This window comes from Pseudomonas sp. ok266, assembly GCF_900110195.1.
GTDB lineage: Bacteria > Pseudomonadota > Gammaproteobacteria > Pseudomonadales > Pseudomonadaceae > Aquipseudomonas > Aquipseudomonas neuropathica.
The window spans coordinates 252,108-272,067 of record NZ_FOCU01000001.1; the positions used below are offsets into that span (position 1 = coordinate 252,108).

Here is a 19,960-nt window from a genome sequence, read left to right on the forward strand (position 1 = left end):
CGCCCTGAGCCGGATGGCAGCGCAACACCCATCGACCGTCCGCGCCGGCACCACGCCTGAACCCTGAGGAAGTACCTGAATGAAAAAGTGGCAATGCATCGTCTGTGGCCTGATCTACAACGAAGCCGAGGGTTGGCCGGATGACGGCATTGCGCCGGGCACCCGTTGGGAAGACGTACCGGCAGACTGGCTGTGCCCGGACTGCGGCGTCGGCAAGACGGACTTCGAAATGATCGAAATCAACTAAGCAAGAAAAACAAAGGAGTAAGGCATGAGCGCACCTGTCGTCATCGTTGGCACTGGCCTGGCGGGCTACAACCTGGCCCGCGAGTTTCGCAAGCTCGACAGCGAAACCCCGCTGTTGCTGATCACTGCTGATGACGGCCGCTCTTACTCCAAGCCGATGCTCTCCACCGGTTTCGGCAAGAACAAGGACGCCGACGGCCTGAGCATGGCCGAGCCGGGCACCATGGCCGAGCAGTTGAAGGCCGAAGTGCGCACGCACACGCGCATCAGCGGCATCGACGCTGGCCACAAGCGCCTGTGGATTGGCGAGGAGGCGGTCAGCTATCGCGACCTGATTCTCGCCTGGGGCGCGGAAACCGTGCGTGTGCCGATTGAAGGCGATGGCAGCGATCTGGTGTTCCCGATCAATGATCTCGAAGACTATGCGCGTTTCCGCGCCGCTGCGGCGGGCAAGCGTCGGGTGCTATTGCTCGGCGCTGGACTGATCGGCTGTGAGTTTGCCAACGACCTGATACTTGGCGGCTACGAAGTGCAACTGGTGGCGCCGTGCGAACAAGTCATGCCGATGCTGCTGCACCCGGCCGCTGCGGCGGCGGTGCAGGCCGGGCTGGAAAGCCTTGGTGCGAAATTCCACCTCGGCCCGGTACTGACCCGCCTGCAAAAAGTCGCCGACGGCCTGGAAGCGCACCTGTCCGACGGCCAGGTCATTCCTTGCGACGTGGTGGTTTCGGCCATCGGCCTGCGCCCGCGTATCGATCTGGCGGCGGCTGCCGGCGTGCAGGTCAATCGCGGCGTCGTGGTCGACCGGCACCTGAAAACCTCCCACGCCAATATTTACGCCCTGGGCGACTGCGCCGAGGTCGACGGATTGAATCTGCTGTACGTGATGCCCCTGATGAGTTGCGCGCGCGCGCTGGCGCAAACCCTCGCTGGAAACCCTACTGCCGTGAGCTACGGCCCGATGCCGATCACCGTAAAAACCCCGGTGTGCCCGCTGGTGGTTTCGCCACCACCACGGGGCAGCGAAGGTGTGTGGACCGTCGAAGGTCTGGGCGCCGACATCAAGGCGCTGTGCCACGGTGCCGATGGGCAGTTGCTCGGTTATGCGCTGACGGGTGCAGCGGTGATGGAAAAACTCGCCCTGAACAAACAGCTTCCGGCGCTGCTGGCGTAAATACCGGTCGTTCTGTCGGAATCACCCCGCTTTTGCCCCTACAAAGGTCGCGTGGAGACTGGCGCCGCCGGTATCCGCGTGCCATTCTCACTCCCGTCTGCCGCAGAGTAGAGCCTGCGGCGCCTTGGGCGCTGTTCCAACGAGAACAGCACGGACATAACAACAAAAAACCGTCAAAGGGGCTTCACTAATGCGTAAACCAGAACTCGCCGCTGCAATCGCTGAAAAAGCAGATCTGACCAAAGAACAGGCCAACCGCGTACTCAACGCCGTTCTCGAAGAAATCACCGGCGCTCTGCACCGCAAGGACAGCGTGACGCTGGTCGGCTTCGGCACCTTCCTGCAACGCCACCGCGGCGCCCGCACCGGCAAAAACCCGCAGACCGGCGAACCGGTTAAAATCAAGGCCAGCAACACTGTTGCGTTCAAGCCAGGCAAATCGTTGAAAGACAGCGTAAATCCTTAATTGCGGCGAACTCCTCGAATAACGGGGAGAACCGCTGAAAAAATGGGCACACCGATTGCGGTCGGGTGCCCATTTTTTATGCCTGCCTATTTGTTATGCCCTGCAGCAATAATAAAGCCACGTAATCAATTGCATTGGTTGGCTATCGATCTGCCTCACACTTAAATCAATACCCTATATATAAAAGCCATCATAGTGATGGCACTTTTGCCATTGTTGGTTGTCTCGCTGTGGATTGTTGAAACAACACTGAAATCTTTCGGAATCATCCTACATCCGTTTTTTTCAAAACCCGTCATGCTCCGCGCCATTGTCGTCGGCCCCGGTCTTCGGTGATCACCGCAGATTGGAACGATCGCTCTAAATCAGGGTTTTCAGGTGTTTCGTGCAGCTGCGTATATATGAAGACGGCATCGGGGATTCCCTGACTGAATATAGGGAAACCTCCTACAACAAACAAAGAACAGTTCGTCTTGTTGTTTAATCAGATGCTTGCTAGTGGCCATCATAGTGATTACGATGCGCCCACTTGAAAGAGCACATCTCAATTGGATGAGTCGCTTCACCGCTCTTCGATACTGTCCCGCGCCGCGGTAACTCCAATAGGCGCCTGACTGTAATCCTTAATAAAGGCCATGGATGTCCTACTCAAGCAAACTTTCCGCCCATTACCTCGAACTCGCTAAAGTCTCTGTTTCCAAAGAGAATTTCGCGGGCGAAGACGTTCGTTTTTCGAGCGAATTCGAGGCCTTGGAAAGTGAGCTGGCCAAAGCCTCGTCGATGCACGAAAGCGGGCAGATCGACTGGCTGAAAATTCGCGAAAACAGCGAAAATCTGCTGCGTACCCAATCCAAGGATTTACGTGTCGGCGCTTGGCTGACCTGGTCGCTGTACCAGCGCGAATCCTTCCCCGGGCTGCTGGCCGGCCTCGGTCTGCTGCACCATCTGTCGGAAAACAACTGGGCCGACGTTCACCCGCTCAAACCCCGTACTCGTGCCGCCGCGATCGGCTGGCTGGTGCCGCGTCTCGAGCAAGTCATCACCGAAAACATTGCGATCAAAGAGCAGTTGCCGATGTTCCGGCAGCTCTCCGAGCACCTGTCCGGCCTTGAAGCCGCGTGTGCCGAGCATCTGGGCGATGATTCGCCGTTGCTGCTGCCGATCTCCCGTCGCCTGAAAACCATGATCCAGCGCGCGGCTGACAACCAGCCGGCCCCCGGTGTGGTCGGTGCGGCGGTGGCGCAGGTCAAGCAGGCGGCGAGCCAGTTGCTCACCCCCGGCGCGCCGATCGACAACGAACGAGATGCGCACAAAGCCCTGCGCGCGCAACAGGAAAGCGCCCGGCCATTGTGTGCCTGGTGGCTCAAACAGAAAGCCACCGACCTGCGCGCCCTGCGCCTCAATCGCACACTGCTGTGGATGACCATCGACGCAGTGCCGGAGCGCAACGCCGAGCAGATCACCGTGTTGCGCGGCCTGCCACTGGAAAAGCTCAAGCTCTATCAGGACCGTTTCGATCAGGGCAAATACGCCGACCTGCTGGTGGAACTGGAGGCGAGCCTGGCGAAGGCGCCGTTCTGGTTCGATGGCCAGAGGATGGTCTGGGAGTGTCTCCAGAACCTCAACGCCGAATTGGCAATGCGCGAAGTGGAGATCCACTTCGCGCTTTTGGTTCAACGGCTGCCCGGCATTGTCGAGTTGCGCTTCCATGACGGCGCGCCGTTTGCCGATCCGTCCACCCGGGCGTGGATCGCCGCCAACGTCATGCCGCACCTGCAAAGCGCCAGCGCGCCGCGCAAGGTCGAAAGCGAAAACGTCGAAACCCAGCCGGCCTGGGAAAAGGCGCTCGAAGAAGTCCTGCCGCTGCTGCGCAAGGAAGGCCTGAAGCCTGCCGTGCAGACCCTCAAGCAGGGTTTGCAATCCGCTCACGGCGGCCGCGAACGTTTCTTCTGGCAGTTCGCCCTCGCGCGCCTGTGCTTCATGGCCAAGAAATACGAACTGGCCAAGAACCAGCTGGAAACCCTCGATCAAACATTACAGGACTCAGGCCTGCACGCCTGGGAGCCCGATCTTGCATTGGAAGTGCTGCATTTACTGCATAGCTGCTGCGAGTTGTTGCCGCAGAACCATGCCGTACGTGAACGCAAGGAAGAGATTTATCGCAGGCTGTGCCACCTCGACCTCGAAGTGGTACTCGAATAGGCCCCAGGGCCACAACCGCAAGGAGAAAAGCCATGGCCAAAGAAGGCTCGGTAGCCCCCAAGGAACGCATCAACGTCACCTTCAAACCCGCCACCGGCGGTGCTCAGGAAGAGATTGAACTGCCGCTGAAGCTGCTGGCAATCGGTGACTACACCCACCGCAAGGACGATCGCAAAATCGAAGATCGCAAGCCGATCAGCATCGACAAGATGACCTTCGACGAAGTGTTGGCCAAGCAAGAGCTGGGTCTGACGCTGAGCGTGCCGAACCGTCTGCAGGAAGATGGCGAGGCCGACGAGCTGGCTGTGCAATTGCGCGTCAATTCGATGAAGGACTTCAACCCGGCCAGCCTGGTCGAGCAAGTGCCTGAGCTGAAAAAACTGATGGAACTGCGCGATGCGCTGGTGGCCCTCAAAGGCCCGCTGGGTAACGCACCTGCGTTCCGTAAAGCGATCGAAGGCGTGCTCGCCGACGACGAATCCCGCGGTCGCGTACTCGGTGAGCTGGGCCTGAACGCCGCAGCCCCGGACGCCTGAGACTCCAGCCAAGGAAGCCAACACAATGAGCACTAGCGCAGCACAAGAGAAGAGCGCCGCCAGCGGCGAATACAGCATTCTCGACAGCATCATCGCCGAAACCCGTCTGACTCCGGACGACGAAGCCTACGACATCGCCAAGCGCGGTGTGTCGGCCTTCATCGAAGAACTGCTCAAGCCGCAGAACAACGGTGAGCCGGTCAAGAAGGCCATGGTTGACCGCATGATCGCCGAGATCGATGCCAAGCTCAGCCGTCAGATGGACGAGATCCTGCACCACCCGGATTTCCAGGCGCTGGAATCGTCGTGGCGTGGTCTGCAGTTGCTGGTTGACCGCACCAACTTCCGCGAAAACATCAAGATCGAAATCCTCAACGTCTCGAAAGAAGACCTGCTGGACGATTTCGAAGACTCGCCGGAAGTCATGCAGTCGGGCCTGTACAAGCATATCTACACCGCTGAATACGGCCAGTTCGGTGGTCAGCCTGTGGGCGCGATCATCGCTAACTACTACATGTCGCCAAGCTCGCCAGACGTCAAGCTGATGCAATACGTGGCCAGCGTTTCGTGCATGTCGCACGCACCGTTCATCGCTGCCGCCGGCCCGAAATTCTTCGGCCTGGAAAGCTTCACCGGCCTGCCGGATCTGAAAGATCTGAAAGACCACTTCGAAGGCCCGCAATTCGCCAAATGGCAGAGCTTCCGTACTTCGGAAGACTCCCGTTATGTTGGCCTGACCGTGCCGCGTTTCCTGCTGCGTAACCCGTACGATCCGGAAGAAAACCCGGTCAAATCGTTCGTGTACAAGGAAACTGTTGCCAACAGCCACGAGCACTACCTGTGGGGCAACACCGCTTACGCGTTCGGCACCAAGCTGACCGACAGCTTCGCCAAATTCCGCTGGTGCCCGAACATCATCGGCCCGCAGAGCGGTGGCGCAGTTGAAGACCTGCCGTTGCACCATTTCGAAAGCATGGGCGAAATCGAAACCAAGATCCCTACTGAGGTTCTGGTTTCCGACCGTCGTGAATACGAACTGGCCGAGGAAGGCTTCATCTCCCTGACCATGCGTAAAGGCTCCGACAACGCGGCGTTCTTCTCCGCCAGCTCGGTGCAGAAGCCGAAGTTCTTCGGCATCAGCGCAGAAGGCAAGGCCGCAGAGCTGAACTACAAGCTCGGCACCCAACTGCCGTACATGATGATCGTCAACCGCCTGGCTCACTACCTGAAAGTGCTGCAGCGCGAGCAACTCGGTTCGTGGAAAGAGCGTACCGACCTCGAACTGGAACTGAACAAGTGGATCCGTCAGTACGTTGCCGACCAGGAAAACCCGAGCGCCGAAGTGCGTGGCCGTCGTCCGCTGCGCGCTGCGCAAGTGATCGTCAGCGACGTTGAAGGCGAGCCGGGCTGGTACCGCGTGAGCTTGAACGTGCGTCCGCACTTCAAGTACATGGGTGCCGATTTCACCCTGTCGCTGGTTGGCAAGCTGGACAAAGAGTAAGAGCGACTCATGGACGGATACGGCAGCCTGTTCGAACGCCTCAATGGCGACGCGCAACTACGCAAGGGCAACAGCCTTGAGGCTTGTGCCATGGCGTCAGTGGCTGCCCATCTGGCCAAAATGCTCAGCACCCGGGCCGGCAGCGTGCAAACGCTGTCCGACTACGGGTTGCCCGATCTCAATGACATGCGTCTGAGCCTGCACGACTCCCTGAGTCAGGCCCGTCTGGCCATCGAAAACTTCATCGAAGCCTACGAGCCGCGCCTGAGCAACGTGCGTGTCATTTCCCTGCCGCGTGACCACGATCAGCTTCGCCTCGCCTTCAGCATCGAAGGCCTGCTGGAAGTAGAAGGGTTCAAGCGTCAGGTCAGTTTTTCCGCGCGCCTGGATGGCAGCGGACAAGTGAAGGTGAATTAGGACCATGCGAGGGAGCGCCGTGAATTTAGGTCTTTTGGCAAAGTTGGGGCGTAGCGCTTTGCTGTTTCTAGCCCTGACGGCCACTGTCCTGATTTCAATTGCCTGTTACGTGAAAACGACGGCAGCACGGCTGGCTCACGAGTACTCGATTGTCTGGAACGGCAATGGTACGTGCTCCATCCGTTCCTACATTCCGCAGTACTCAGCCTTCGGCATACCGGGAAAGCTTTTCAAGCTATTCGCCAGCGAAGCCTTTTTCCGCGTTTATGCAAAAGACGGCACGTTGCTGAAGTCGTCCGAATGGCTGCTCTGGCAGAACGAGTTCACCACCGATGAACGCTCGCAGTGGGTATACGGTCACGCGATCTACCCGACAGCGACGGGTTATGAGGGCTGGAATATTCCGGCGTGTGCTCAAGAAATGAATAGTCATCAAGCCAAGGTCAACTAAGGAGAACCCCGATGTCTGGCAAACCCGCGGCACGTGTATCCGACCCCACCGCTTGCCCGCTCCCCGGTCACGGCACCAATCCGATCGCCGCCGGTTCCGGCGACGTGTTCTTCGACGGCCTCGCGGCCGCCCGCCAGGGCGATGCCTCGGCGTGTGGTGGTGCGATGTCGGGAGGTTTGGCGACCACTGTGTTGATCAACGGCAAACCTGCCGCGACGGTTGATTCGGTGGGTACGCATGGCAACAAGGTTACGGCTGGATCCGGGACGGTGATTATCGGGAATTCGCATTCGCCGGCGCCGTTTGTGCCGCCGGAGCCCGTTGTTATTCCTGGGATCTTCAACCGAGTTTTTTCCTTTCATGCAGCGGACGGACAACCAATCGCGAACTTGAATTACAGAATGGTTTCTGAGAGTGGATTAGAAAAAGCAGGATGTTCGTCGGCAGCTGGGGGCACGGGGTGTTTCTCCACTGGTAAACAAGGCGAGATGGTTACCATCTACGTGTCGGCGGAGTAATCGCGTGGAAACCTCTATTGTTATCGACGGCATCGCACATGTTTTCGAGACCTCCGATGGAAAAACGGAGCTGAAAATTAAAGCCGAAACTACGCCGAGTGAAGATAAAGAACCGAAAAAGCTTCCTTTGCCAAATGTTTGGCTGATAACCAGAGGCAATGGCGTGCCTCTTTTTGCTGTAAAACCGAATGCATCAGATGTTCAGTTCAGAATCATGACGGCTGAAAAGCTCTATGCGGAAGCCATCCAATGGTTTGAGCCTCTAGCTGATAACTACCGGGAAAAGGTATGGGTGAATCCCGAGTCTAAAACTGCCGGCACGGACGCATACAATGCTTATAAACAATTTACCTGGGCAGAAATTATAAAGTTTGCAATTGTTGACAGAATGTCAATTAGCTTCGCTCCCAGAATGCCCGGTGATTGGAAAAATAGTTCAGAGGGCGGCGCCGGATTTATAATGGTAATGATCGAGGGCGAGCCCTATTGGACTGACGGTGTTGGACAAATACCGTTCTCGACCGATACCTACCGTTTATATTTGGAAGAAACCAAGTCTTCGGAAACGGCTATCAAGAAAACCGTTGAAACCGGTATGACGTATGGTGATGGTATCCCTATATTTCCGAAGGAGGACAAAACCAACGAATACGATAACTACATGGTGCTGCGCGGTGCTTTGTGGGCCTCTGAAAATTTTGAGCTACGCACTGAAACTATAAGAGTATTTGCTGGGCGAATGGGCTATCGCGAAAAAGTGGTGACCAGCACAGTTTACCTCGGCGTTTCCGATCAGAAATTGAGAAGCTCCATCACTCAGGGCTCTGTAGATAAGTATGGAGAGTGGAAGAGATGATGACGAGGATAGCAGCGGGCTTGCTCGTGCACTTTTTTGCCTGCGTCGTTTATGTTGTTGTTAATTATTACGGGGTCTCTCTGTATAAAGTTTCATTTGGTGGTTTGACGTCTCGTGGCGCTTCCATTGGGATTGCCATGTATATGATTTTTTACCTATTTGTTTTTGCTAATTTATTGGTTGCTATAATTCCAAGACTATTTTTTAAGTTTAGTATTGTTGTTTTAATGGTTTCGATGATATTGCTTTACTTGTTGCCGCTTTATCCCGTTCGAGCGGTCGCCTATAGCATTCTTACAGGTGGGCTCACTGCTCTGGCGATATGGGTGGCTGGTAAGTTTGAACGGTTCTTGCTAGCTCGGAGTACGAAATGATTTTTTTTGTTTTCCCATATTTGCGCTCTCAGTCGCTTTCAGTTTGCAAATCAAACGAATAAATACCCAGGCAGCCATACATGTCCTTTAACCACTACTACCAAAGCGAACTCACCGCACTGCGCCAACTCGGTCGCCGTTTCGCCGAGCGTAGTCCGGCGTTGGCGCCGTATCTGGGCCAGGCCGGGCGGGATCCGGACGTGGAGCGGTTGCTCGAAGGCTTTGCGTTTCTGACTGGGCGTCTGCGCCAGAAGCTCGATGACGAGCTGCCGGAACTCAGCCATTCGCTGATGCAATTGCTGTGGCCGAACTACATGCGCCCGCTGCCGGCGTTCAGCATTTTGCAGTTCGATCCGCTCAAGCGTTCCGGGCCGGCGTTGCGCGTCGAGCGCGATACGCCGATTGAAAGCAAGCCGATCGAAGACGTGCGTTGCCGCTTCCGTACTTGTTACCCGACTGACGTGCTGCCGCTGGATCTGGCCGCGCTGAATTACTCGGTGAAGGGTGACGGCTCGCTGCTCAGCCTGCGTCTGGAAATGAGTGCCGACGGCCACCTCGGTGAACTGGAACTGAGCAAACTGCGTCTGCACTTTGCCGGCGAGCGCTACATCAGCCAGATGCTCTACCTGAGCCTGTTGCGCAACCTTGAAGGCATCGAACTGATCCCGCTCGACGGCGCCGGCAAACCGATTGATGGCGTCAGCGGCAAGCCGATGGCGTTCAAGATTCCCGGTGATCGGGTCAAACCGGTGGGCTTTGCCGAAGAAGAGGCGTTGATCCCGTATCCGCTGAACACCTTCCGCGGCTATCGCTACCTGCAGGAATACTTCGCCTTCCAGGACAAGTTCCTGTTCGTCGATGTGAATGGTCTGGACATCATCAACGCGCTGCCGGAGGACACCCTCAAGCAGATGCGCGGCCTCGAATTGCGCTTCGATATTCGCAAGAGCGGCATCATGCGCATGCGGCCGACCCTGGATAATGTGAAGCTGTTCTGCACGCCGATTGCCAACCTGTTCGCCCACGACGCGCTGCCGATTCGCCTCGACGGCAAACAGGATGAATACCTATTGCTGCCGGCGGAATACGATCTGGAAAACTGCGGTGTGTTCTCGGTGGAAACCGTGACCGGCTGGAAGCCCGGCGGCCTCGGTTATCAGGAGTACGTGCCGTTCGAATCCTTCGAGCACGACCCGAGTTTCGACGTGCCCAACAGCCGTCCGCATTACAGCATCCGCCAGCGTTCGTCCTTGCTGCACGACGGCCTCGACACCTACCTGAGCTTCGGTATTCGCCATACCGAAGCCCACGAAACCCTGTCGATCGAGCTGATGTGCACCAACCAGAACCTGCCGCGCAAGCTCAAGCTCGGCGACATCTGCATGGCCAGTGAAGAGACGCCGGAGTTCTTGAGCTTCCGCAACATTACCCCGGCCACTTCCAGCTTCGCGCCACCGCTGAACCGTGACTTCCTGTGGAAGCTGATCAGCAACATGTCGCTTAACTATCTGTCGCTGGCCGACGTCAATGCGTTGAAGGTGATTCTCGAAACCTACGACTTGCCGCGCTACTACGACCAGCACGCGGAGAAGGTCAGCAAACGCCTGCTCGGCGGCCTCAAGCACATCAAGCATCACCACGTCGACCGCTTGCATCGTGGGTTGCCGGTGCGCGGTTTGCGCACCGAACTGACCATCGACCCGGAAGGGTACATCGGCGAAGGCGACCTGTTCGTCTTCGCTTCGGTTCTTAACGAGTTTTTCGCGCTTTACGCCAGTCTCAATTCATTCCATGAGCTGCGCGTAAAAAGCACACAGGGAGAGGTGTACCAATGGACACCACGTATGGGCCTGCAGCCCCTGCTTTAAGCGGGCTGACCAAGGTAATACGCGAGTACTCGCTGTTTCAGGCCGTGCTGCTGGTGATCGACCGGCTGCGCGAGGCACACCCGCACCTGAGCGAAGACGATCTGTACGACCACGTGGAGTTTCAGGCCAACCCGAGCCTGGGCTTTCCGCGCAGCGACGTCGATCGCGTCGAGTTCTTCGAAGAGCACGGGCAGATGCGCGCGCGCATGCGTTTCAACCTGATCGGCCTGGTCGGCTCGGGTTCGCCGCTGCCGGCGTTCTACGGCGAACAAGCCCTGGGCGATAGCGAAGACGGCAACCCGACGCGCAACTTCCTCGACCTGTTCCACCATCGCCTGCAACGCCTGATGCTGCCGATCTGGCGCAAGTACCGCTACCGCGCAAGCTTCCAGAGTGGCGCGATTGACCCGTTCTCCTCGCAGCTGTTCGCCCTGATCGGCCTCGGTGGCGAAGAGATCCGCAAGGCCAAGGAACTCAACTGGAAACGCCTGCTGCCGTACCTCGGCCTGCTCAGCTTGCGGGCGCACTCGGCGGCGCTGATCGAAGCCGTACTGCGTTACTACTTCAAGCACGAAGACCTGGTCATCGAGCAGTGCATCGAGCGCCGCGTGGAGATCCTCGAAGAGCAGCGCAATCGATTGGGTCGTGCCAACAGCCTGCTCGGTGAAGACCTGGTGCTCGGCGAACACGTGCGCGACCGCAGCGGCAAATTCCGCATTCACATCACCGAACTCGACTGGCAGCGATTCCATGAATTCCTGCCGATCGGTTTCGGTTACCAGCCACTCTGCGCGCTGGTGCGGTTCACCTTGCGTGACCCGCTCGATTACGACATTCGCCTGGTCCTGCGCCAGGAAGAAATCCGCGAACTGCGCATCGGTGAGCAGAACGCCTGTCGCCTCGGTTGGACCAGTTGGCTGGGCCGCGAAAAAGCGGACGGCGTGGTAACCCTGGGCAGCAAAATTCATTAAGGACGTGAGCCATGATCAACGTAGACCTGCAACAACTCATCCAGGCGCTGGACGCCGAAACCCGTCGTGATCTGGAACGTTCCGCCGAGCGTTGCGTGGCCCGTGGCGGCAGCAAGATCCTCGTCGAAGATTTGATGCTTGGCCTGCTCGAGCGCCCGAACGGCTTGCTCGCACGCGCGTTGCAAGATGCCGATGTCGACGCCGGTGAACTCAGCGCTGCGCTGCAATCGCGCGTCGAGCACAGTGCATCGCGCAATCCGGTGTTCGCCCCGGAACTGGTGCAGTGGCTGCAAGACGCGCTACTGGTGGCCAACCTCGAACTGGGCCAGACCCAAGTCGAAGACGCGGCGCTGATCCTCGCGCTGCTGCGCAATCCGATGCGCTACGCCGGCAGCCGTTATCAGCCGCTGCTCGCCAAGCTGAACATCGATCGCCTGAAGGAATTTGCCCTGTCGCAACAGGAGCAACCAGCGGCCAATGGCAAACCGGCCGCGCAGGGCGAATCGCTGTTGCAGCGCTTCACCCACAACCTGACCCAACAGGCCCGCGACGGCAAACTCGACCCGGTGCTGTGCCGTGACGGCGCGATCCGGCAGATGGTCGACATCCTCGCCCGTCGCCGCAAGAACAACCCGATCGTCGTCGGTGAGGCCGGTGTCGGCAAGACCGCCATCGTCGAAGGATTGGCTTCGCGCATCGCCGCCGGTGAAGTGCCGCAAGTGCTCAAAGGCGTTGAACTGCTGTCGCTGGACATGGGCCTGCTGCAGGCTGGCGCCAGCGTCAAAGGTGAGTTCGAGCGTCGTCTTAAAGGCGTGATCGACGAAGTCAAAGCTTCGCCGAAACCGATCATTCTGTTCATCGACGAAGCCCACACCCTCATCGGCGCGGGCGGCAACGCTGGCGGTTCCGATGCGGCCAACCTGCTGAAACCGGCACTCGCCCGTGGCGAGTTGCGCACCATCGCTGCGACCACTTGGGCCGAGTACAAGAAATACTTCGAGAAAGACCCGGCGCTGGCCCGTCGTTTCCAACCGGTGCAACTGCACGAACCGACTGTCAGTGAAGCGGTGACCATCCTCCGTGGTCTGGCCCAGGTTTACGAGAAGAGCCACGGCATCTATCTGCGTGATGACGCGGTGGTCTCAGCCGCTGAACTGTCCGCACGTTATCTGGCCGGTCGGCAACTGCCGGATAAAGCCGTCGACGTCCTCGACACCGCGTGCGCCCGCGTACGCATCAGCCTCGCCGCTGCCCCGGAAAGCCTTGAGCGCCTGCGTGGCGAACTGGCTGAAGGTGGCCGTCAGCGTCAGGCCCTGCGCCGCGATGCCGAGGCCGGTCTGCTGATCGACCACGAAGCGCTGGATGCACTGGAAGCTCGTCTCGACGAAGCCGAAGACGAAATGGTCGCGCTGGAAACCCTGTGGACTGAACAGAAGCAATTGGCCGAGCGCCTGCTGGAACTGCGTCAGCAACTGGCCAAGGCTCGCGAAGCCGCCGCCGTCGAGCCGACCGTCAGCGTCGAAGAAGACGCCGAAGGCACCGTGATCGAGACCATCGCTGCCGAAGTCGAAGAAGGCCAGAGTGTCGAAGCGCTGGAAGCCCAGCTCAACGAAACCCACAGCGCCTTGACCGCCGCACAGGTCAAGGAGCGTCTGGTCAGCTTCGAAGTGTGCCCGCGCCTGGTTGCCGAAGTAATCAGTGCCTGGACCGGCGTGCCATTGGCGCAACTGGCTCGCGAACACAACGCCAAAGTCGCCAGTTTCGCCACCGACCTGCGCACGCGCATCCGTGGTCAGGAACAAGCCGTGCACGCCCTGGATCGCTCGATGCGCGCCACCGCTGCCGGTCTGAACAAACCTGACGCACCAGTGGGCGTGTTCCTGCTGGTCGGCCCAAGCGGCGTCGGTAAAACCGAAACCGCACTGGCCCTCGCTGACTTGCTGTACGGCGGTGATCGTTTCATCACCACCATCAACATGTCCGAGTTCCAGGAGAAGCACACCGTTTCCCGCCTGATCGGCGCGCCACCGGGCTACGTCGGTTACGGCGAGGGCGGCATGCTCACCGAAGCCGTGCGCCAGAAGCCGTACTCGGTAGTGCTGCTCGATGAAGTCGAGAAGGCCGACCCGGACGTGCTCAACCTGTTCTACCAAATCTTCGACAAAGGCGTGGCCAACGACGGCGAAGGTCGCGAGATCGACTTCCGCAACACGTTGATCCTGATGACCTCGAACCTCGGCAGCGACCGCATCAGCGACCTCTGTGAAAACGGCGCGCGGCCAACCGCCGAAGTGCTCGAAGAAACCATTCGCCCGGTGCTCAGCAAACACTTCAAACCGGCACTGCTGGCGCGGATGAAAGTAGTGCCGTACTACCCGGTCGGCGGCCCGGTATTGCGCGAGCTGATCGAGATCAAACTCGGTCGCCTCGGCGAGCGTCTCAATCGTCGTCAGCTGGATTTCAGCTGGTGCCAGAACCTTGTCGATCACCTGTCCGAGCGTTGCACGCAAAGCGACAGCGGTGCGCGCCTGATCGACCATTTGCTCGACCAGCACGTTTTGCCGCTGGTTGCGGATCGTCTGCTCGACGCCATGGCCACCGGTGAAAGCCTCAAGCGTGTGCATGCCACGCTCGACGGCGAGTCCAGCGTGACGTGCGAGTTCGCCTGAGGTGGGTGTGATGTTCACTCAGGTGCCGCAGCCACTGGTCTATGCCGAAGCGTTGCTGGCGCAGTTCGCCAGTCTGTCGCGGGCGGCGGACGGTGCTGCGTTGCTGGGTGACTTCGTGCGCGGTCTGGCCGAGCTGAGCGGTTGCGAACTGACGCAGCTGTATCTGCTCGACGCCACCCACACGTGCCTGGGGATGAACGCCGAATTCCTCGACGGTGCCTTGCAACCGCGTGAAGCGGCGAGCCTGCCGGCGGATTACAACGGTGAACAACTGCTGCAGTTTGCCCTGTGCCAGAACCGCGTGGTGTGCCTCGACGACTTGAGCGGCAGCCTGCACGAAACCAGTTTCCTGCCGGCGGCGGTTTCGCCGTGGCAGTCGCTGTTGTGCGTGCCACTGGTCAATCAGCACAAGGCTGTCGAGGGTCTGCTGCTGTGCGCCAGCCGTCGTCGCACCAACTTGCAAGGCTTCGCCGATTCCCTCGGCCAGCTCGGCTCGTTCGTGCTGGGCCAGTTGCATTTGCTGCAACGCCTGCGCCAGCCACTGGCGGAATCGGCCACGGTGGCGCGCAGCGTGCCGAGCATCAGTGGCTATGGCTTGATCGGCAAAAGCGCGGCGATGCGCCAGACCCATTCGCTGATCAGCAAAGTCCTGCACAGCCCGTACACCGTGTTATTGCGCGGCGAAACCGGTACCGGTAAGGAAGTCGTTGCGCGGGCGATTCATGATTGCGGCCCGCGCCGTTCCCAGGCGTTTATCGTGCAGAACTGCGCGGCGGTTCCGGAAAATCTGCTGGAAAGCGAGCTGTTCGGCTATCGCAAAGGCGCGTTCACCGGTGCCGATCGCGACCGCGCCGGCCTGTTCGATGCGGCCAATGGCGGCACGTTGTTGCTCGACGAGATCGGCGACATGCCGTTGTCGTTGCAGGCGAAGATCTTGCGCGTGTTGCAGGAAGGCGAGATTCGTCCGCTGGGCTCCAACGACACGCACAAAATCGACGTACGCATCATCGCTGCGACCCACCGCGATCTGTCGACGCTGGTCAGCGAAGGCAAATTCCGTGAGGACTTGTACTACCGCCTCGCGCAATTCCCGATCGAGCTGCCGGCGCTGCGTCAGCGCGAAGGCGACATCCTCGAACTGGCCCAGCACTTTGCCGAGAAGACCTGCACGTATTTGCAACGCGATCCGGTGCGTTGGTCGAGTGCGGCGCTGGAACACCTGTCCGGCTACAACTTCCCCGGCAACGTGCGTGAACTCAAGGCCTTGGTCGAACGTGCGGTGCTGTTGTGCGAGGGCGGCGAGTTGCTCGCCGAGCATTTCTCCCTGCGCATGGAGCCGATGCCGGAAGACAACAGCCACTTGAATTTGCGTGAACGCCTCGAGCAGGTCGAACGCACGTTATTGCTCGATTGCCTGCGCAAAAACGACGGCAACCAGACCCTCGCCGCCCGCGAACTGGGCTTGCCGCGACGCACGCTGCTGTATCGGCTCGGCCGTCTGAACATCAATCTGGGAGATTTCGATGGGTAGGCAAAACGTCATCGAAATCCCCACAAAAACCAATTTCAGCGCCGCCCGCAAGGGTCGGCGCTTTGTGCTTTGTCTACACCTGGAGACCCTCTGATGTCTGTTCGTCACTGGCACGCTGTCCTGCTGACCCTCGTCGTTCTATGCGGCCTTGGCGGCTGTAGCGGCAACTACAAATTCAACGACAACGACTATCGCCCGTTGGGTGATCCGCAAGCGGTCAATCGCGGCAAGTGACCGCAAGGAGCATCAAACATGGAATTGGTTTTCGAAATGCTGAACACCAAGCAGTTCGTGCCCACCGAGTTGTGCCAGAAGACCTTTAAACAGGCCGGCGGCGTAATCGGGCGGGGCGAGGACTGCGACTGGATCATCCCTGATCGCAAGCGTCACCTGTCCAATCACCACGCGATTGTCAGCTACCGCGAGGGCACGTTCTTCCTCACCGACACCAGCAGCAACGGTGTCCAGGACGGCGAGAGCGGTGCACGCTTGCACAAAGGCGAACCGGTGCGCATCGAGCACGGCAGCACCTACGTACTGGGTGACTTCGAGATTCGCGCGCGCTTGGTCCGTGACCCGGCGACCTTCGATGGCGAAGTCGGCCGCCCACGCGCCGCTGGCAGCATCATTCCCGATGATGCCTTCCTCGATCTCGACCCGCTCAATGCTCTCGAGCAGCAAGAGCGTGTGTACTCGGAAATCGACGAACTGCTGGCGCCGAACACCAAGCCTGAGGATTCCCGTCAGCGTGCCGACTACGCACGTATCGACATGGAAAGCCTGATGGTGCCGGAGCTGATTGCCGCTCCGGTCGAACCTGAGCCCGCTCCGGCACCGAAAGCCGTCGAGCGCCAGAGCGAAGGTTTCTGGGATCATTTCGGTGCGGCGCTGGGCGTCGACGTCAAAGGCCTCAGCCACGACGAACGCGAAGCCCTGGCGTTGAACGCGGCGCGCTTGCTGCGCCAAAGCATCGGCGGATTGCAGCAGAGCCTGCGCACCCGCTCGGAGCTGAAAAACGAATTGCGTCTGGCCCAGACCACCGTGCAAGGCACCAACAAGAATCCGCTGAAATTCGCCGTCGATCCGAGCGAAGCCCTGCAGATTCTGTTGCAGCCAAGCAAGCCCGGCCATCTGCCGGCCGAGCAAGCGATCTCCCGTGCGTTCCGCGATCTGCAGGCGCATCAAGTCGCACTGCTGACCGCCAGCCGCGCCGCCGTGCGCGGCACGCTGGAGCATTTCTCGCCGGAGCAACTGACCCTGCGTTTCGAGCGTGACAACAAGCCGTTGATCGCGACATCGGGCGGGCGCTGGAGAGCGTTCGGCCGCTATCACCAGGCGCTGCGTCAGGACGATGACTGGAGCGAGCGTCTGCTGGCCCGCGACTTCGCCCAGGCCTACGAAGAACAGATCCGCCTGATCTCCACCCTCCACACCGACCACCAAGGATGATGCGCATGTCTCGCCGCTCGACCGCTTTTTTCAAGACGCTGACTGCGCTCACCGTGCTGGTGCTGCTCGCCGGTTGCTCGTCGCTGTCGCCGTACTCGAAAGTGACCAAGATCAACCTGAAGCTGACCGGCAGCGATCAGCTCAACCCGGACCTCAACGGTCGGCCGTCGCCGATCGTCGTGCGCCTGTTCGAACTCAAGCACCCGGTGACCTTCGAGAACGCTGACTTCTTCAGCCTGTACGAACGCGCCAAGGAATCCCTCAACCCGGATCTGGTGGCCAGCGAAGAACTCGAATTGCGCCCGGGTGAAACTGTGGAGATGAAGCTCAAGGTGGAAGAGGGCAGCCTTTATGTGGGCGTTCTCGCCGCTTACCGCGACTTGCCGGACACCCAATGGCGCCACACCGTTCAGATCACTCCGCTGGAAGTCACCGAAGTCGATCTGACTCTGGACCAGACCGGCATCCGTAACACCAATCAAGTGCTCGCCAAGGCGGATGACTGATCATGAATACCCATAAAGTCATTTGGCAGGAAGGCATGCTGCTGCGGCCGCAGCACTTCCAGCACAACGATCGCTATTACGATCACCAGATGAAAACCCGCACCCAATTGCTGGGTGGCTACACCTGGGGTTTCCTCAATCTGGAGATCGACTTGCAGTTCCTCAACATGGGCAAACTGGTGATCAGTGAAGCCTCGGGGATTCTGCCGGACGGCAGCCTGTTCGAACTCGGTGGCAACACCGAGCCGCTGGCGCTTGACGTACCGCCGAACACCGGCAACACGCCGATCTACCTGGCGCTGCCGCTGGTCACCGGTAACCACATCGAGTCGCGCCGTCCGGAGCAATCCGACGTGCTCGCGCGTTACACCGCGTACGACGCCGAAGTGGCCGACTCCAACGCCGGCGACGATTCCGCCAGCCAGGTCAGCTGCGGTCGCCCGGACTTCAAACTGTTGCTCGGCGAGCAGCAGAGCGATCAGGCCTACGTCAAGCTGAAGATCTGCGACGTGCTCGACACCACGCCGGACGGCGTGATCAGCCTCGACCCGGATTTCGTGCCGACCTACATTCAGGCCCACGCCTCCAGCTATCTGCTGTCGTGCCTGAAAGAAGTCATCAGCATGCTCAACCACCGTGGCGACACGATTGCCGAGCGGATTCGCTCAAACGGCAAGGTCGGCGGCGCGGAGGTCGGCGACTTCATGATGCTGCAACTGATCAACCGCACCGAACTGCTGCTGCGCCACTACCTCGGCCTGGAGCAAGTGCACCCGGAAGAGTTGTACCGCACGCTGCTGACCATGCTCGGCGATCTGGCGACCTTTTCCGGCGAGAGCAAACGCCCGCGCCTGGACAGCCGCTACTCCCACGCCGATCAGGGTGGGAGCTTCCGCAAACTGATGGAAGCGATTCGCCAGGTGCTGTCGATGGTGCTCGAGCAGCACGCCATCGAACTGATCCTGCAAGCACGTCAGTACGGCATCATCGTCTCGCCGTTGCACGACCACAAACTGCTCGGCTCGGCGTCGTTCGTGCTGGCAGCGAGTGCCAACTGCGACTCCGAAGAACTGCGCCACCGTTTGCCGGCGCACCTCAAGGTCGGCCCGGTGGAGCGTATCCGCCAACTGGTCAACCTGCACTTGCCGGGGATCAAGGTCAAACCGTTGCCGGTGGCCCCGCGGCAGATCGCGTTCCACTCGAACAAAACCTATTTCATCCTCGAACTCAGTTCCGAAGACCTGGCACAACTCGAGCGCTCCGGCGGTTTCGCGTTCCATGTGTCCGGCGAATTCGCCGAGCTTGAACTGAAATTCTGGGCCATCAGGAACTGACCGACATGATCAAGGAAACGGATTACAACCAGGACGACAAAACCGTCCTGCTCGATCGTCAGGGCCACGGACCGGCATCGAGTCCGCTGACCGACTTCGCCGCGCCGCCGCGTTTCGAGCAACTGGAAGAACGCATGATCTACGCCGCGCGCCTGCGCCCGGCAGAAGCGTTCAACATCAGCCTCAATTCGCTGGTCGCTGCTTCGTCCGAGCTGCTTTCGGAAGTGGTGCGTCTCAAGCACAGCGAAACCCGCGAAGACTTGTACGCACTCAACGAGCGTCTGACTGCCGGGCTGAAATTGTTTGAAGTACGCGCCCTGCACAACGGCGCCGAGAGCAGCCAGGTGATGGCCGCGCGTTACGTGCTCTGCACCGTGGTCGACGAAGCTGTCGTGACCACACCGTGGGGCAACGAAAGCGAATGGTCGCAGATGAGCCTGCTGAGCAGCTTCCACAACGAAACCTTCGGTGGCGAGAAGTTCTTCCAGTTGCTCGATCGCCTGTCGAAAAACCCGGTCAAGCACCTGCCAATGCTCGAGCTGATGTACCTGTGCCTGTCCCTCGGTTTCGAGGGCAAGTACCGCGTTCAGGCACGCGGCATGCTCGAACTTGAAGGCATCCGCGATGCTCTGTACCGGCAGATTCGTCAGTTGCGTGGCGACGTGCCGCGCGAGTTGTCGCCGCACTGGGAAGGCTTGAACGATCAGCGTCGCAACCTGGTGCGCATCGTGCCGGCGTGGATGGTGGTGTTGTTCACTTTGGTCTGCCTGGTGGTGATGTATTCGGGCTTCGCCTGGGTCTTGGGCGAGCAGCGCGACACCGTTCTGCAACCTTATCAGCCGCTTGATCCGGCCGCGGTGCAACCGCAGTCGCAGCCGTAAACAGGGACGT

The 19,960-nt window shown here is 59.5% G+C and carries 20 protein-coding genes; all 20 read left to right on the forward strand.

The features are described from left to right. Nucleotides 1-79 precede the first annotated feature (79 nt). The 20 genes from BMY54_RS01185 to icmH all read left to right on the forward strand — a co-directional run bounded on the left by BMY54_RS01185 (nt 80) and on the right by icmH (nt 19,950). Entirely contained in the window at nt 80-247 is a 168-nt protein-coding gene (locus tag BMY54_RS01185) for a rubredoxin (protein WP_093429633.1), read from the forward strand. Between the two features lie 24 nt (nt 248-271). Continuing rightward, nucleotides 272-1,420, forward strand: coding sequence for an NAD(P)/FAD-dependent oxidoreductase (locus tag BMY54_RS01190; protein ID WP_093429634.1), 1,149 nt, complete (start codon nt 272-274; stop codon nt 1,418-1,420). Nucleotides 1,421-1,610: 190 nt separating this feature from the next. Continuing rightward, a complete protein-coding gene (locus BMY54_RS01195; protein ID WP_003213368.1) occupies nt 1,611-1,886 on the forward strand; it encodes an HU family DNA-binding protein in 276 nt (91 codons plus the stop codon). A gap of 639 nt (nt 1,887-2,525) precedes the next feature. Continuing rightward, on the forward strand, nt 2,526-4,088 hold the full coding sequence (gene tssA / locus BMY54_RS01200) for a type VI secretion system protein TssA (RefSeq protein WP_007920270.1): 1,563 nt from the start codon (nt 2,526-2,528) through the stop codon (nt 4,086-4,088). A gap of 32 nt (nt 4,089-4,120) precedes the next feature. Further along, complete coding sequence (gene tssB, locus BMY54_RS01205) at nt 4,121-4,624, forward strand: type VI secretion system contractile sheath small subunit (protein WP_003229587.1); 504 nt, start codon at nt 4,121-4,123, stop codon at nt 4,622-4,624. A 25-nt stretch (nt 4,625-4,649) separates the two neighbouring features. Further along, nucleotides 4,650-6,125, forward strand: a complete 1,476-nt coding sequence (tssC, locus tag BMY54_RS01210) for a type VI secretion system contractile sheath large subunit (protein WP_016772499.1) — start codon at nt 4,650-4,652, stop codon at nt 6,123-6,125. Between the two features lie 9 nt (nt 6,126-6,134). Beyond that, nucleotides 6,135-6,542 carry a type VI secretion system baseplate subunit TssE gene (gene tssE, locus BMY54_RS01215; protein WP_093429635.1) on the forward strand — a complete coding sequence of 136 codons (408 nt, stop codon included), beginning with the start codon at nt 6,135-6,137 and terminating at the stop codon, nt 6,540-6,542. A 19-nt stretch (nt 6,543-6,561) separates the two neighbouring features. Further along, on the forward strand, nt 6,562-6,993 hold the full coding sequence (locus tag BMY54_RS01220; RefSeq protein ID WP_236427323.1) for a hypothetical protein: 432 nt from the start codon (nt 6,562-6,564) through the stop codon (nt 6,991-6,993). Nucleotides 6,994-7,004: 11 nt separating this feature from the next. Then, nucleotides 7,005-7,511, forward strand: coding sequence for a PAAR domain-containing protein (locus tag BMY54_RS01225; protein ID WP_093429636.1), 507 nt, complete (start codon nt 7,005-7,007; stop codon nt 7,509-7,511). Nucleotides 7,512-7,515: 4 nt separating this feature from the next. After that, a complete protein-coding gene (locus BMY54_RS01230; protein ID WP_093429637.1) occupies nt 7,516-8,367 on the forward strand; it encodes a hypothetical protein in 852 nt (283 codons plus the stop codon). Next, complete coding sequence (locus BMY54_RS01235; protein ID WP_093429638.1) at nt 8,364-8,741, forward strand: hypothetical protein; 378 nt, start codon at nt 8,364-8,366, stop codon at nt 8,739-8,741. The genes BMY54_RS01230 and BMY54_RS01235 overlap by 4 nt, the downstream gene beginning before the upstream one ends. 80 nt (nt 8,742-8,821) lie before the next feature. Further along, nucleotides 8,822-10,609 (forward strand): type VI secretion system baseplate subunit TssF, encoded by a 1,788-nt coding sequence (gene tssF / locus BMY54_RS01240; RefSeq protein WP_093429639.1) that lies wholly within the window; start codon nt 8,822-8,824, stop codon nt 10,607-10,609. Further along, complete coding sequence (gene tssG / locus BMY54_RS01245; RefSeq protein WP_016985779.1) at nt 10,573-11,580, forward strand: type VI secretion system baseplate subunit TssG; 1,008 nt, start codon at nt 10,573-10,575, stop codon at nt 11,578-11,580. Before tssF ends, tssG begins: the two co-directional genes overlap by 37 nt. Nucleotides 11,581-11,591: 11 nt before the next feature. Beyond that, nucleotides 11,592-14,249, forward strand: a complete 2,658-nt coding sequence (gene tssH / locus BMY54_RS01250) for a type VI secretion system ATPase TssH (RefSeq protein WP_093429640.1) — start codon at nt 11,592-11,594, stop codon at nt 14,247-14,249. A gap of 10 nt (nt 14,250-14,259) precedes the next feature. Continuing rightward, on the forward strand, nt 14,260-15,780 hold the full coding sequence (locus BMY54_RS01255) for a sigma-54 interaction domain-containing protein (protein ID WP_093429641.1): 1,521 nt from the start codon (nt 14,260-14,262) through the stop codon (nt 15,778-15,780). Between the two features lie 93 nt (nt 15,781-15,873). Then, nucleotides 15,874-16,014 (forward strand): hypothetical protein, encoded by a 141-nt coding sequence (locus tag BMY54_RS01260; RefSeq protein ID WP_003229566.1) that lies wholly within the window; start codon nt 15,874-15,876, stop codon nt 16,012-16,014. An 18-nt stretch (nt 16,015-16,032) separates the two neighbouring features. Then, entirely contained in the window at nt 16,033-17,229 is a 1,197-nt protein-coding gene (gene tagH, locus BMY54_RS01265; protein WP_034152083.1) for a type VI secretion system-associated FHA domain protein TagH, read from the forward strand. Nucleotides 17,230-17,234: 5 nt separating this feature from the next. Continuing rightward, nucleotides 17,235-17,735, forward strand: a complete 501-nt coding sequence (tssJ, locus tag BMY54_RS01270) for a type VI secretion system lipoprotein TssJ (RefSeq protein WP_007920299.1) — start codon at nt 17,235-17,237, stop codon at nt 17,733-17,735. 2 nt (nt 17,736-17,737) lie between these two features. Beyond that, the gene (tssK, locus tag BMY54_RS01275; protein WP_007920300.1) at nt 17,738-19,069 is read left to right on the forward strand and encodes a type VI secretion system baseplate subunit TssK; all 1,332 of its coding nucleotides are present in this window, start codon (nt 17,738-17,740) and stop codon (nt 19,067-19,069) included. A 5-nt stretch (nt 19,070-19,074) separates the two neighbouring features. Then, nucleotides 19,075-19,950 carry a type IVB secretion system protein IcmH/DotU gene (icmH, locus tag BMY54_RS01280; protein ID WP_007920301.1) on the forward strand — a complete coding sequence of 292 codons (876 nt, stop codon included), beginning with the start codon at nt 19,075-19,077 and terminating at the stop codon, nt 19,948-19,950. The last annotated feature ends 10 nt before the right edge of the window (nt 19,951-19,960 follow it).

What these genes read in the sequence shown, in the direction of transcription:
- BMY54_RS01185 (WP_093429633.1), top strand. Translation starts at nt 80, where the DNA reads ATGAAAAAGTGGCAATGCATCGTCTGTGGCCTGATCTACAACGAAGCC.
- BMY54_RS01190 (WP_093429634.1), top strand. Translation starts at nt 272, where the DNA reads ATGAGCGCACCTGTCGTCATCGTTGGCACTGGCCTGGCGGGCTACAAC.
- BMY54_RS01195 (WP_003213368.1), top strand. Translation starts at nt 1,611, where the DNA reads ATGCGTAAACCAGAACTCGCCGCTGCAATCGCTGAAAAAGCAGATCTG.
- tssA (WP_007920270.1), top strand. Translation starts at nt 2,526, where the DNA reads ATGTCCTACTCAAGCAAACTTTCCGCCCATTACCTCGAACTCGCTAAA.
- tssB (WP_003229587.1), top strand. Translation starts at nt 4,121, where the DNA reads ATGGCCAAAGAAGGCTCGGTAGCCCCCAAGGAACGCATCAACGTCACC.
- tssC (WP_016772499.1), top strand. Translation starts at nt 4,650, where the DNA reads ATGAGCACTAGCGCAGCACAAGAGAAGAGCGCCGCCAGCGGCGAATAC.
- tssE (WP_093429635.1), top strand. Translation starts at nt 6,135, where the DNA reads ATGGACGGATACGGCAGCCTGTTCGAACGCCTCAATGGCGACGCGCAA.
- BMY54_RS01225 (WP_093429636.1), top strand. Translation starts at nt 7,005, where the DNA reads ATGTCTGGCAAACCCGCGGCACGTGTATCCGACCCCACCGCTTGCCCG.
- BMY54_RS01235 (WP_093429638.1), top strand. Translation starts at nt 8,364, where the DNA reads ATGATGACGAGGATAGCAGCGGGCTTGCTCGTGCACTTTTTTGCCTGC.
- tssF (WP_093429639.1), top strand. Translation starts at nt 8,822, where the DNA reads ATGTCCTTTAACCACTACTACCAAAGCGAACTCACCGCACTGCGCCAA.
- tssG (WP_016985779.1), top strand. Translation starts at nt 10,573, where the DNA reads ATGGACACCACGTATGGGCCTGCAGCCCCTGCTTTAAGCGGGCTGACC.
- tssH (WP_093429640.1), top strand. Translation starts at nt 11,592, where the DNA reads ATGATCAACGTAGACCTGCAACAACTCATCCAGGCGCTGGACGCCGAA.
- BMY54_RS01255 (WP_093429641.1), top strand. Translation starts at nt 14,260, where the DNA reads ATGTTCACTCAGGTGCCGCAGCCACTGGTCTATGCCGAAGCGTTGCTG.
- BMY54_RS01260 (WP_003229566.1), top strand. Translation starts at nt 15,874, where the DNA reads ATGTCTGTTCGTCACTGGCACGCTGTCCTGCTGACCCTCGTCGTTCTA.
- tagH (WP_034152083.1), top strand. Translation starts at nt 16,033, where the DNA reads ATGGAATTGGTTTTCGAAATGCTGAACACCAAGCAGTTCGTGCCCACC.
- tssJ (WP_007920299.1), top strand. Translation starts at nt 17,235, where the DNA reads ATGTCTCGCCGCTCGACCGCTTTTTTCAAGACGCTGACTGCGCTCACC.
- tssK (WP_007920300.1), top strand. Translation starts at nt 17,738, where the DNA reads ATGAATACCCATAAAGTCATTTGGCAGGAAGGCATGCTGCTGCGGCCG.
- icmH (WP_007920301.1), top strand. Translation starts at nt 19,075, where the DNA reads ATGATCAAGGAAACGGATTACAACCAGGACGACAAAACCGTCCTGCTC.